7 protein-coding genes and 1 pseudogene are annotated in these 11995 nt (G+C 60.3%); 3 read left to right on the top strand and 5 right to left on the bottom strand.

Going from position 1 to position 11995, the window contains the following annotated elements; translation table 11 throughout:
• Window positions 1–606 precede the first annotated feature (606 nt).
• Together ACVWZP_RS03855 and ACVWZP_RS03860 are read left to right on the top strand one after the other, a co-directional pair.
• Window positions 607–5466, top strand: a complete 4860-nt coding sequence (locus ACVWZP_RS03855) for an NAD-glutamate dehydrogenase (protein WP_126588549.1) — start codon at window positions 607–609, stop codon at window positions 5464–5466.
• A gap of 537 nt (window positions 5467–6003) precedes the next feature.
• Window positions 6004–6675: a hypothetical protein gene (locus tag ACVWZP_RS03860; protein ID WP_126588548.1), complete on the top strand. Its 672-nt coding sequence runs from the start codon at window positions 6004–6006 to the stop codon at window positions 6673–6675.
• A 160-nt stretch (window positions 6676–6835) separates the two neighbouring features.
• Here the strand turns inward: ACVWZP_RS03860 and ACVWZP_RS03865 are convergent.
• From ACVWZP_RS03865 to ACVWZP_RS03875, 3 genes and pseudogenes are all read right to left on the bottom strand, one after another.
• A pseudogene (locus ACVWZP_RS03865) lies at window positions 6836–7003 on the bottom strand (GntR family transcriptional regulator); the annotation flags it as partial.
• A gap of 16 nt (window positions 7004–7019) precedes the next feature.
• Window positions 7020–7721 carry a FadR/GntR family transcriptional regulator gene (locus tag ACVWZP_RS03870; protein ID WP_448126014.1) on the bottom strand — a complete coding sequence of 234 codons (702 nt, stop codon included), beginning with the start codon at window positions 7719–7721 and terminating at the stop codon, window positions 7020–7022.
• 109 nt (window positions 7722–7830) lie between these two features.
• On the bottom strand, window positions 7831–9156 hold the full coding sequence (locus tag ACVWZP_RS03875) for a C4-dicarboxylate transporter DctA (protein ID WP_173677810.1): 1326 nt from the start codon (window positions 9154–9156) through the stop codon (window positions 7831–7833).
• A 216-nt stretch (window positions 9157–9372) separates the two neighbouring features.
• Between ACVWZP_RS03875 and ACVWZP_RS03880 the strand changes: the two genes are divergently transcribed.
• Window positions 9373–10002: a DNA-3-methyladenine glycosylase I gene (locus ACVWZP_RS03880; protein ID WP_457369391.1), complete on the top strand. Its 630-nt coding sequence runs from the start codon at window positions 9373–9375 to the stop codon at window positions 10000–10002.
• A gap of 14 nt (window positions 10003–10016) precedes the next feature.
• On the opposite strand, the gene ACVWZP_RS03885 is transcribed toward ACVWZP_RS03880, so the two are convergent.
• A complete protein-coding gene (locus tag ACVWZP_RS03885; protein WP_017846476.1) occupies window positions 10017–10421 on the bottom strand; it encodes a cupin domain-containing protein in 405 nt (134 codons plus the stop codon).
• 83 nt (window positions 10422–10504) lie between these two features.
• Window positions 10505–11938, bottom strand: coding sequence for a MocR-like pyridoxine biosynthesis transcription factor PdxR (gene pdxR, locus ACVWZP_RS03890; RefSeq protein WP_457369392.1), 1434 nt, complete (start codon window positions 11936–11938; stop codon window positions 10505–10507).
• Window positions 11939–11995: the final 57 nt, after the last annotated feature.

The raw sequence follows: 11995 nt of genomic DNA on the forward strand, positions 1-11995 counted from the left end.
GAAATCGGCGGATTGATGTTATCCGGTGACGAGGTGGGTTGCGAAATGATGGGCGAGGGGGCTGTTGGCGTAATCATGACGGGCCTGCATAGATGACAGTCGGTTAACCACGCTCCCTGTGTTTTTTTTGATTGGCGGTTGGCGCAGGAAAAGTTCCCTGATGTTTGAGGTCCCTTGCTTGATGTGCCGTAGGTATGTGCCGACGGGCTTCGCGTGTGTTAGCTATCATTGGCTTGAAATCAGCGCCGGTGACCGGCTTTTTTGTCGTTCGGTGTGTGTGGTTGCCCTTTGTGCAACCCTTCGTTGCCAGCCGATGACCGAATATGTCGCAGCGCCGCAAGCAGCTGTCTTCCTACACTCGTTAAGCTGCGCAACGGATGTGCTCACTGCTGGGAGCCTGACCTGCCCGTCACACCGTCGCCTGGCAAGGTGTACGTCCAATGGAAGTTGTATGTGACCTGATCGTCTTGTCCAGCTTCACCCACCTGTCACCCTGATTCGTTTATGGTGCTTGTATCGTTACCTGCGAACAGGGCTGACGGTCTCCCCCAAAGGGGATAACACGCGACGCTTCCATCAATAACAAGCCCAAGCGGAGTACCACAGATGGCGTTCTTCACCGCAGCCAGCAAGGCCGACTTCCAGCATCAACTGCAAGCGGCACTGGCGCAGCACATCAGTGAACAGGCACTGCCACAAGTGGCGCTGTTCGCTGAACAATTTTTCGGCATCATTTCCCTGGACGAACTGACCCAACGTCGCCTTTCCGACCTGGCCGGTTGCACCCTGTCTGCCTGGCGCCTGCTTGAGCGCTTCGACCACACCGAACCCCAGGTGCGGGTCTACAACCCCGATTACGAACGTCATGGCTGGCAGTCGACCCACACCGCGGTCGAAGTGCTGCACCATGACCTGCCATTTCTGGTGGACTCGGTGCGTACCGAGCTGAACCGCCGCGGCTACAGCATCCACACCCTGCAAACCACCGTGCTCAGCACGCGCCGTGGCAGCAAGGGCGAATTGCTGGAAATTCTGGCCAAGGGCACCCAGGGCGAAGGCATCCAGCAAGAATCGCTGATGTACCTGGAAATCGACCGCTGCGCCAACGCCGCCGAACTGAACGTGCTGAGCAAAGAGCTGGAGCAGGTACTGGGCGAAGTGCGCGTGGCCGTGGCCGATTTCGAGCCGATGAAAGCCAAGGTCCAGGAACTGCTGGTCGGTATCGACGCCAGCCGGTTCAGCATCGACGGCGAAGAACAAGCCGAGATCAAGAACTTCCTGGAATGGCTGGTGGGCAACCACTTCACCTTCCTCGGCTATGAAGAGTTCGTGGTACGTGACGAGGCGGACGGCGGTCATATCGAATATGACGCCAGCTCCTTCCTCGGTCTGACCAAGCTGCTGCGCGCCGGCCTTACCGCCGACGACCTGCGCATCGAAGACTACGCCGTGTCCTACCTGCGCGAGCCGACCGTGTTGTCGTTCGCCAAGGCCGCACACCCGAGCCGCGTGCATCGCCCGGCTTATCCGGACTACGTGTCGATCCGCGAGATCGACGCCGACGGCAAGGTCATCAAGGAATGCCGCTTCATGGGCCTGTACACCTCGTCGGTGTACGGTGAAAGCGTGCGGGTGATTCCTTATATCCGCCGCAAGGTCGCGGAAATCGAACGTCGCTCGGGCTTCCAGGCCAAGGCGCACCTGGGCAAGGAACTGGCGCAGGTGGTCGAAGTACTGCCGCGTGACGACCTGTTCCAGACCCCGGTCGACGAGCTGTTCAGCACCGTGATGTCGATCGTGCAGATCCAGGAACGCAACAAGATCCGCGTGTTCCTGCGCAAAGACCCCTACGGGCGTTTCTGCTACTGCCTGGCCTACGTGCCGCGCGACATCTACTCCACCGAAGTGCGCCAGAAGATCCAGCAAGTGCTGATGGATCGCCTGAAAGCCTCGGACTGCGAATTCTGGACGTTCTTCTCCGAGTCCGTGCTGGCCCGTGTGCAACTGATTCTGCGGGTCGACCCGAAGAACCGCCTGGACATCGACCCGCTGCAACTGGAAAAAGAAGTGGTGCAGGCCTGCCGCAGCTGGCAGGACGACTATTCCAGCCTGGTGGTCGAAAGCTTCGGCGAGGCCCACGGCACCAACGTGCTGGCGGACTTCCCGAAAGGCTTCCCGGCCGGCTACCGCGAGCGTTTTGCTGCGCATTCGGCGGTGGTCGACATGCAGCACTTGCTCAGCCTCACCGAAGCCAACCCGTTGGTGATGAGCTTCTATCAGCCGCTGGGCCAGGTGTCCGGCCAGCGTGAGCTGCATTGCAAGCTCTACCATGCCGACACCCCGCTGGCGCTGTCCGACGTATTGCCGATCCTGGAAAACCTCGGCCTGCGCGTGCTGGGCGAGTTCCCGTACCGCCTGCGTCATGCCAATGGCCGTGAGTTCTGGATCCATGATTTCGCGTTCATCGCCGCCGAAGGCGTGAACCTGGATATCCAGCAGCTCAACGACACCCTGCAGGACGCATTCGTGCATATCGTCCACGGCGATGCCGAGAACGATGCGTTCAACCGCCTGGTACTCACCGCCGGCCTGCCGTGGCGCGACGTGGCGCTGCTGCGTGCCTACGCGCGTTACATGAAACAGATCCGCCTGGGCTTCGACCTGGGTTATATCGCCAGCACCCTGAACAACCACACCGACATCGCCCGCGAGTTGACCCGGTTGTTCAAGACGCGCTTCTACCTGGCGCGCAAGCTCACCGCCGACGACCTGGAAGACAAGCAGCAACGCCTGGAACAAGCGATCCTCAGCGCCCTGGACGAGGTTCAGGTGCTCAACGAAGACCGCATCCTGCGTCGCTACCTGGACCTGATCAAGGCCACCCTGCGCACCAACTTCTACCAGACCGACGCCAACGGCCAGAACAAGGCGTACTTCAGCTTCAAGTTCGACCCGCGGGCCATTCCCGAGCTGCCCAAGCCAGTGCCGAAGTTTGAAATCTTCGTCTACTCGCCACGGGTCGAGGGTGTCCACCTGCGCTTCGGTAATGTCGCGCGCGGCGGCCTGCGCTGGTCCGACCGTGAAGAAGACTTCCGCACCGAAGTGCTCGGCCTGGTAAAAGCCCAGCAAGTGAAGAACTCGGTGATCGTGCCGGTGGGCGCCAAGGGCGGCTTCCTGCCGCGCCGCTTGCCACTGGGCGGCAGCCGCGACGAGATCGCGGCCGAGGGCATCGCCTGCTACCGCATCTTCATTTCCGGCCTGTTGGACATCACCGACAACCTCAAGGATGGCGCCCTGGTGCCGCCGGTCAACGTCGTGCGGCATGACGGCGATGACCCGTACCTGGTGGTCGCGGCGGACAAGGGCACTGCGACCTTCTCCGACATCGCCAACGGTATCGCCATCGACTACGGCTTCTGGCTCGGCGATGCATTCGCCTCCGGCGGTTCGGCCGGTTACGACCACAAGAAAATGGGCATCACCGCCAAGGGCGCGTGGGTCGGTGTGCAGCGTCACTTCCGTGAGCGCGGCATCAACGTGCAGGAAGACAGCATCACCGTGGTCGGCGTCGGCGACATGGCCGGCGACGTGTTCGGTAACGGCCTGTTGATGTCCGACAAGCTGCAACTGGTCGCGGCCTTCAACCACCTGCATATCTTCATCGACCCGAACCCGAACCCGGCGACCAGCTTCGTCGAGCGTCAGCGCATGTTCGAGCTGCCGCGTTCGGCGTGGAGCGACTACGACACCAGCATCATGTCCGAAGGCGGCGGTATCTTCTCGCGCAGCGCGAAGAGTATTGCCATCTCGGCGCAGATGAAAGAACGCTTCGACATCCAGGCCGACAAACTGACCCCGACCGAACTGCTGAATGCCTTGCTCAAGGCGCCGGTGGACCTGTTGTGGAACGGCGGTATCGGCACTTACGTCAAGGCCAGCACCGAAAGCCATGCCGATGTGGGCGACAAGGCCAACGACGCGTTGCGCGTCAACGGCAACGAACTGCGCTGCAAGGTGGTGGGCGAGGGCGGTAACCTCGGCATGACCCAACTGGGGCGTGTGGAATTCGGCCTCAATGGCGGCGGTTCGAACACCGACTTCATCGACAACGCCGGCGGCGTGGACTGCTCCGACCACGAAGTGAACATCAAGATCCTGCTCAACGAAGTGGTGCAGGCTGGCGACATGACCGACAAGCAACGCAACCAGTTGCTGGCGAGCATGACCGACGAAGTCGGCAGCCTGGTGTTGGGCAACAACTACAAGCAGACCCAGGCCCTGTCCCTGGCCGCCCGCCGTGCCTACGAGCGTGCCGCCGAGTACAAGCGCCTGATGAGCGACCTGGAAAGCCGTGGCAAGCTGGACCGCGCCATCGAGTACCTGCCGACCGAGGAGCAGCTCACCGAACGCGCCGCCACCGGCAAGGGCCTGACCCGTCCGGAGCTGTCGGTGCTGATCTCGTACAGCAAGATCGACCTCAAGGAAGCCCTGCTCAAGTCGCAGGTGCCGGATGACGAGTACCTGACCCGTGACATGGAGACCGCGTTCCCACCGAGCCTGGTGGCCAAGTTCGGCGAGGCGATGCGTCGCCATCGTCTGAAGCGCGAGATCGTCAGCACCCAGATCGCCAACGACCTGGTCAACCACATGGGCATCACCTTCGTGCAGCGGCTCAAAGAGTCGACCGGCATGAGCCCGGCCAACGTGGCGGGCGCCTATGTGATCGTGCGCGACATTTTCCATCTCCCGCACTGGTTCCGTCAGATCGAAGCCCTGGACCACCAGGTCTCCGCCGACGTGCAACTGGAGCTGATGGACGAGCTGATGCGCCTGGGCCGTCGTGCCACGCGCTGGTTCCTGCGCAGCCGTCGCAACGAGCAGGATGCCGGGCGTGACACCGCGCACTTCGGTCCGCACCTGGCCGCACTGGGTCTCAAACTCGACGAACTGCTCGAAGGCCCGACCCGTGAAGGCTGGCAGACCCGTTACCAGGCCTACACCGAAGCCGGTGTACCGGAGTTGTTGGCACGCATGGTTGCAGGCACGACGCACCTGTACACCTTGCTGCCGATCATCGAAGCCGCCGACGTGACCGGGCATGACGCCGCCGAAGTGGCCAAGGCCTACTTCGCCGTCGGCAGCGCCCTGGACTTGCCATGGTACCTGCAGCAGATCAGCGATCTGCCGGTCGCCAACAACTGGCAGGCCCAGGCCCGCGAAGCCTTCCGCGACGACGTGGACTGGCAGCAACGGGCGATCACCATTTCCGTACTGCAAATGGCCGAAGCGCCACAAGACATGGAAGCCCGCGTGGCCCTGTGGCTTGAGCAGCACCAGGACATGGCCGATCGCTGGCGCGCAATGATGGTGGAAATCCGTGCCGCGGTCGGCACGGACTACGCCATGTACGCGGTGGCCAACCGTGAGTTGCTGGACCTGGCGTTGAGCGGTCAGTCGGTGCTTTAAACCGCTGCCTGGTTGTATAAAACAAAAAATCCCCGTATTGCATGATGCGGGGATTTTTTATGCGGTGGGACATCAGATAGTGCAATTGTCGGTGATCAGAACGCCCGGCCCTGCATGATCAGCGGCTTCATGGCGTTGGGTATCATCTTCTCGACGGCGGTGTATTCCGCGACGGTCATCTGATACTAAATGGCCGGTTCACGTGACGGCAATTATTAACGAGGGACCCATGGGTGGTTATCGTCGGCATTTACCGTGGGCGCTTACTGATGATTTGCCGGGAATGGCGCCGCGCTGGAAACGAACTTCCGGTTATAACTGAATGGCGCTGTGGGGTGGCGACAAATGGTGTTTGGTTTGTGTAAATTATATATCTGCTGTGAAATCAATTTGTTAATTAGCCAGTCGGTTTTTATTTTATTCCTGTGAGTGCCATTCGTCGCCATGGGTGGGCCACCTGTTAGGTTTGACAGTAGACAGGTTCATGTTTGGGGGGCAGCTTGTGAGTTGCAATCTTGCCGAAGAGGAATGTCAGACATGCAATGTATTCAGGAGGGTAGCATCTTAACTCACAAAGTTGACGACATGGTAGGGTGTGCAATATCCGGTATGACACCAAGTGGTTTGGGTCTTCATTTTGAGAGTAAATATGGTTACGGTAAAAACCTTACGCAAGGTGCTATACATAGGGTTAATGAGTTTGTGAATGCGGATGCTAAGTATGATTTAGGCTTAATGGTATATCCTAACATAGAAAATTCACTGTATCAGGCTATTCAAAATGTATTAAGCCGTGGCGGGGGAGCGCTATTGCGGCAATACTTTGGTTCGCTTGAACCACAGGGGGCGGTAGACAGCCGTTTGTATCAGATTGCCCTCGGATGGTATCAGTCTTACGTGCTAAAAATGGATGGCGATCAGCTCGCAGTCGGGCAGGTCATTAAGCGTGGAGGTATAGTTGATCGCGATGTCTATGGTGATATGACTTATGATGAATATCATCAGCGCCTAGGTACCCAAAAAGAGATTCCGCTCACCGCAATTTTTCAAGTTAAATGGCTCGAAATTTCTCCTATAGCTGGTTCTGAACCAGCGCGGCCGAAAACACCGCAGTGGCTCATCGATCATTATGAAAAAAATTATGATCCTTGGATGGGGGATTGGGATAACGTTCAAGAACAAATAAGAAAGGCGAAAGAGGGCCTGTGAGGTGCTTGAAAACTGGCTCGGTCGTTGAAAATCCGAGCCAGTTGTTTATGCGATTTTAGTGGTCAGTGTTCTATTGGACGCGGCATGTAGTACTGATGGTTGATTCTGCTTCTAGTTGGCTAGGGCGCTATTTACCGTCGCGCCAGTTGCATGTGAGCCCGCCCAGGCTTTCCTCGGTCAACCGGGTGGACGGGGCGATGCGCTGTTCGAGAATGGCGTCGAACAGCCGTGGGTAGATGTCATTCACCGAGGGCTTTTTACCGGCCACCAGGCACATGGCGGGCAGGCCGGTGATGGGCAGGTCGCGTGGCAAGGCGTGGGCGGTCATGGCCGGTCTCCAAAAATCAACTGCCCAGATGGTCGTCCGGGATGGTCAAGCGAATGCCCATGCGCAGGCCTTCCTGGAGGATGTGCTTACGCATTTCGGCACTGGCCAGGGCGCTGTTCTTGTTGCGGATGGCGCGCACCACGGCATCGTTTTCCTGCAGGCGTTCTGCCAGGTGTTCCGGGGAGTTGCGCAGCACCTGTGCGCTTTGCTTGAGAGCGTTGCTGGTTTGTTGCACCACGTTCTGGAAGATCGGGTTGGAGGTGAGGGCGAACAGTTCTTCGTGGAAGGCAATGTAGGCATTCATCCCGGCTTCGGCGTCGCCAGCGTCGAGGGCTTCGCGCATGTCCATCAGGGTCAGGCGCAGTTGGCCAACCTCTTTGCTGCTGATGGATTGGGCCACCAGGCCGACAATAAACGGTTCGAGGGTGTAGCGCAGTTGCAGGATATCTTCGAGGCTGGCGTCGGCCACGGCGTCGCTCGATTGCGCCTCGTTGACGTGGGTTTCGAGCACCACCACGCCTTTGCCGGGCATCGAGCGCACCAGGCCGAGGGTTTCCAGCACGATCACGGCTTCACGCAGGCTGGGGCGGCTGATGCCCAGCTGTTCGGCCAGTTCACGCTGACCGGGCAGCATTTCACCGCGCCGCCACTGGCCCCGCGCCAGGGAGGTGCGGAGTTTTTCTACGACTGAATTGACGACGGTTGAGGGGGTGACCACGTCGATTGCTCCTTGATGTTGCGAATACAATTGCCACAAAGGCGACGATTGAGTGTGGGAGGGAGCAAGCCCCCTCCCACTGGTGATCTGTGTCGCTCATACCAATGGGTCAGAACTCCTGGTGCGCGGGCACTACCGGCTTTTTAGCCTGGAACGCATAACCCTGCTGGCCGGCGAGTACCTTGTTGGCGCGCTGGATATCGATGTCTTTTTCCCAGCGCGCAATGGCCACGGTGGCGACGCAGTTGCCGATCAGGTTGGTCAATGCACGGCCGATGCCCATGAACCAATCCACCGCCAACACCAGCACCAGGCCGACCACCGGAATCGCCGGGATGGCCGTGAGTGTCGCCGCCAGAATCACCAGCGCCGACCCCGGAATGCCATGGGCGCCCTTGGAGGTGATCAACGATACCAGCAGGATGGTCAGCAAGTCGGTCATCGACAGCGGTGTGCCGGTAGCGTTGGCGATAAACACGATGGCCAGGGTCAGATAGATCGAGAAACCGTCGAGGTTGAACGAATAGCCTGTCGGAATCACCAGGCCCACGGTGGAACTGCCGATGCCCAAGTGTTCCAGTTTACGCATGATCTGTGGCAGCACCGCGTCGGACGAGGCGGTGCCCATCACGATCAGCAGCTCTTCGCGCAGGTACTTGAGCAGCGGCAGCATGCGCAGGCCGGACAGGCGCATCACCAGGCCGAGGATCACCCCGACAAACATAAAGCAGGTCAGGTAGAACAGGCCTACCAGGCTGCCCAGGTGCTGCAGTGAGTCCAGGCCGTAGGTGCTGGTGGTAAAGGCGATCGCGCCGAACACACCGATCGGCGCCAGGCGCACGATCATGCCCATGATGCGGAAGATCACGTGACTCAGCTCGTTGATCAGCCGCGAAATGCCCGACGCCGCTTCACCCACCAGGTTCAAGGCGCTGCCGAACAGCACCGAGAACAGCAGCACTTGCAGCACGTTGTTGTCGGCAAACGCACCGATCACCGAGTTGGGGATCAGGTCCATCAGGAACTGGCTGGTGCCCTTGATGTGTTGGCCCTTGTCGGCCAGTTCATGCAAGCCGGCGGAGGACAATTGCTCCAGGTGGATATTCGCACCGCTGCCGATGCCGGTGCTGAAGGCCATGAGCAGGCCGATCACCAGGGCGACGGTGGTCAGCACTTCGAAATAGATCACCGACTTGAGGCCGATGCGCCCGACCTTTTTCAAGTCGCCGGCGCCGGAGATACCGCTGACCACCACGCAGAACACGATCAGGCCAATCAACATCTTGATCAGTTTGATGAAACCGTCACCCAGGGGTTTGAGTTGCGAGGAGAATTCGGGAAGGGCCAGGCCGCAGAGGATGCCGAGCATCAGACCGATCACGACTTGCAGGAAAATCGAACGCGAGCACCATCTGAACATGGGAGGGATCTCTATTCGGTGCCCTGGTGGGTCCAAGGCTTAATTGTTGTGGTCATACCGGTAAGTCCAGTGCGTGGCCAGTCTACGCTGGGTTTTTTCCAGGTCACAAGTGATTTTCGCGGCTTGTCCGGTTGCGGTCTGACCAGTTGCTCTGCGAGGGCGGTGCTTGAGCGGTTGACGGGGCGCAAATTTTTTCGCTTATCATCCGCCGCTGAGTACGCGAGGTGACGGATGGACAAACCAGGACTGAGCACCAACGACGCAGGGCTGACCCATTGCAGTTGGCGTACCGCTGCGCCGGAATATCCGCACTACCACGACTATGAATGGGGCGTGCCGGTGGCGGATGATATTCAGTTGTACGAGAAGATTTGCCTGGAGGGGTTTCAGGCGGGGATGGCGTGGATCACCATCCTGCGCAAGCGCGAGCATTTTCGGCGGGCGTTCGACGGTTTTGATTTCCGCCGTGTGGCGCAGTACGGCGAAGCGGATATCGAACGCCTGATGGCTGACCCTGGCATTGTGCGCAACCGCGCGAAGATCGTCTCGACCCTCAACAATGCGCGCAGGGCGTGCGAGTTGGTGGAGGAAGCCGGTTCGTTGGCCAAATGGCTATGGTCGTTCGAACCGACGCCAGACGAGCGCCCGACGCGGGTGGATCTGGCGTATTGGACCGCCAACCCGACATCACCGGCTTCGGTGCGCTTGTCGAAGGCCTTGAAGAAACGCGGGTGGACCTACGTGGGGCCGACCACGATGTATGCGTTGATGCAGGCGACGGGGATGGTCAATGACCATCTTGAAGGCTGTGCCTGCCGCGAGCCGATCGAAGCACTGCGCCGTCGATTCAATCGCCCTTGAGTCTCGCAGCGGTGCTATTCGTGCGCCAGAGGGGTGAGCACCTCAGCCTTGTCATCCAGCACCATCACCACCAGCAGTTTCGCCGGTCGGGTCTGGCTGGCATTGCTCGACTCGAAGTGCCGCGAGCCCGCCGGCTCGTAGAATGACTGGCCGGCCGTGTAGGTGATCGCCGGTTCATCGTTGACCCGCGACGTAATCGCGCCCTCCAGCACGTAAGCCACGGCAGTGCCGGTATGGCTGTGGGGCACGGTGGCCTGGCCCGCGGCGTAATCGACGCTCAGCATGATGGTTTTCTTGCCGGGCACGTTGCTCAGGGCGTGCTCTTGCAGAACCTTGATCGACTCCTGGTTGTACACCGGTTCATGGGCGAAGGCACTGAACGAGGCCAGTATCAGGGCGGTTGCGAGTGAGCGTTTCATGGCGAGTTTCCGAGTCGTTCGAGAGGTCTTCACCCTACGCCGCGTGCTCCCGCCAACCAATGACCAATCCAGCCGAAAAACCTCTAGCCAATCTGCTGGAGAATGTCGCGCACCTTGTCCAGGGCCGGGTCGATGTCCAGGGTTTCGATCGCGCCGAAGCCGATGATCAGGCCCGGGCGTACCGGCGTGTCGTGAAAAAACACGTCGAGCGGGTACAGGCCCACGTCGACCTGACGTGCCAGCTGCATCAACAACGCAATATTCACCGGCGCCTTGCACAGGGCCGCCATATGAAAGCCGGCCACGGTGGGCACCGCTTCGAACCACGGCGCCAGGTCGCCCGCCAGGCGCTGCAGGATGCGCTCGCGACGCCCGGCATACACGCTGTGGCAGCGGCGAATATGCTTGAGCAGATAGCCTTCGCTGATGAACTTGGCCAACGCCCATTGCGGCAAGGTGGAGCTGTGTTGATCGGTCAATTGCTTGGCCTTGAGCACCGCGCCATAAAGGGCTGGCGGCAGTACCGCATAGCCAAGGCGCAACTCCGGCAGCAGGGTTTTGGAGAAGGTGCCGACGTAAGTCACCACGCCTCGGGTGTCCATGTTTTGCAGGGAGTCGGTGGGACGGCCTTCGTAACGGAATTCGCTGTCGTAGTCGTCTTCGATAACCATCGCCCCCAGCTCGAACGCACGGGCCAGCAAGGCTTCGCGGCGTGCCTGGCTCATGGGCATGCCGAGGGGGAACTGGTGGGACGGTGTCACATAGATCAGCCGCGCATCGTCGGGGATCCGCTCGACCTGAATGCCCTGATCGTCGACGGGCACCCCGATGACGTTTGCCCCCATCGCCATGAACAACTGGCGCGCCGGGGTGTAGCCGGGGTCTTCCATGGCGACGATGCTGCCCGGCTCCAGCACGACGCGGGCGATCAGGTCGAGAGCCTGCTGCGCGCCGTTGGTGACCACGATGTCGTCGGCGCTGCATTTGACCCCACGGGAAAACGCAATGTGCCCGGCGATGGCGCTGCGCAACGCCAGCAGGCCTTCGGTCTGGCTGTAGAGGCCACTGTTCTGGGCAATACGGCGCAGGGCGTCCTGGGTGCAGCGTCGCCATTCGTCCTGGGGGAATTGGTGGCGGCTGGTGGCGCCGCCGAGGAACTCGTAGCGCAGGGCACTGTCGCGCGTGGGGTGATGCATGGGCGAGGGCAGTGCCTGCCACTTCGCCAGGTTGGCGGCGCAGGCCAGGTCGGTGGCGGTTTGCAGGCGTTCGGTCGGCGGAGTGCGGCTGTTGACGAACGTGCCGCGTCCGATCTTGCCCACCAGCAGGCCTTCGTAGGTCAGGGTGGCGTAGGTGTCGGACACGGTCTTGCGTGACACGCCCAGTTGCGCGGCCAGCAGGCGGCTGGGCGGCAATTGCGCCCCGGCGGCCAGGCGGCCGGAGTCGATGGCTTCGCGCAGTTGCTGGTAAAGCTGTTCGGCCAGGTCCTTGCGGCCGTTGATGATCACGTGCAGTTCCATGTTTTTCCTGAGGGGCTGAGTCGGTCCAAGACTACTCGCTGGCGACGTTTGCTCCAA

It is taken from the genome of Pseudomonas sp. TE36184 (genome assembly GCF_054060055.1).

What these genes read in the sequence shown, in the direction of transcription:
- ACVWZP_RS03885 (WP_017846476.1), bottom strand. Translation starts at nt 10,421, where the DNA reads ATGAAACGCTCACTCGCAACCGCCCTGATACTGGCCTCGTTCAGTGCC.
- pdxR (WP_457369392.1), bottom strand. Translation starts at nt 11,938, where the DNA reads ATGGAACTGCACGTGATCATCAACGGCCGCAAGGACCTGGCCGAACAG.
- ACVWZP_RS03860 (WP_126588548.1), top strand. Translation starts at nt 6,004, where the DNA reads ATGCAATGTATTCAGGAGGGTAGCATCTTAACTCACAAAGTTGACGAC.
- ACVWZP_RS03880 (WP_457369391.1), top strand. Translation starts at nt 9,373, where the DNA reads ATGGACAAACCAGGACTGAGCACCAACGACGCAGGGCTGACCCATTGC.
- ACVWZP_RS03855 (WP_126588549.1), top strand. Translation starts at nt 607, where the DNA reads ATGGCGTTCTTCACCGCAGCCAGCAAGGCCGACTTCCAGCATCAACTG.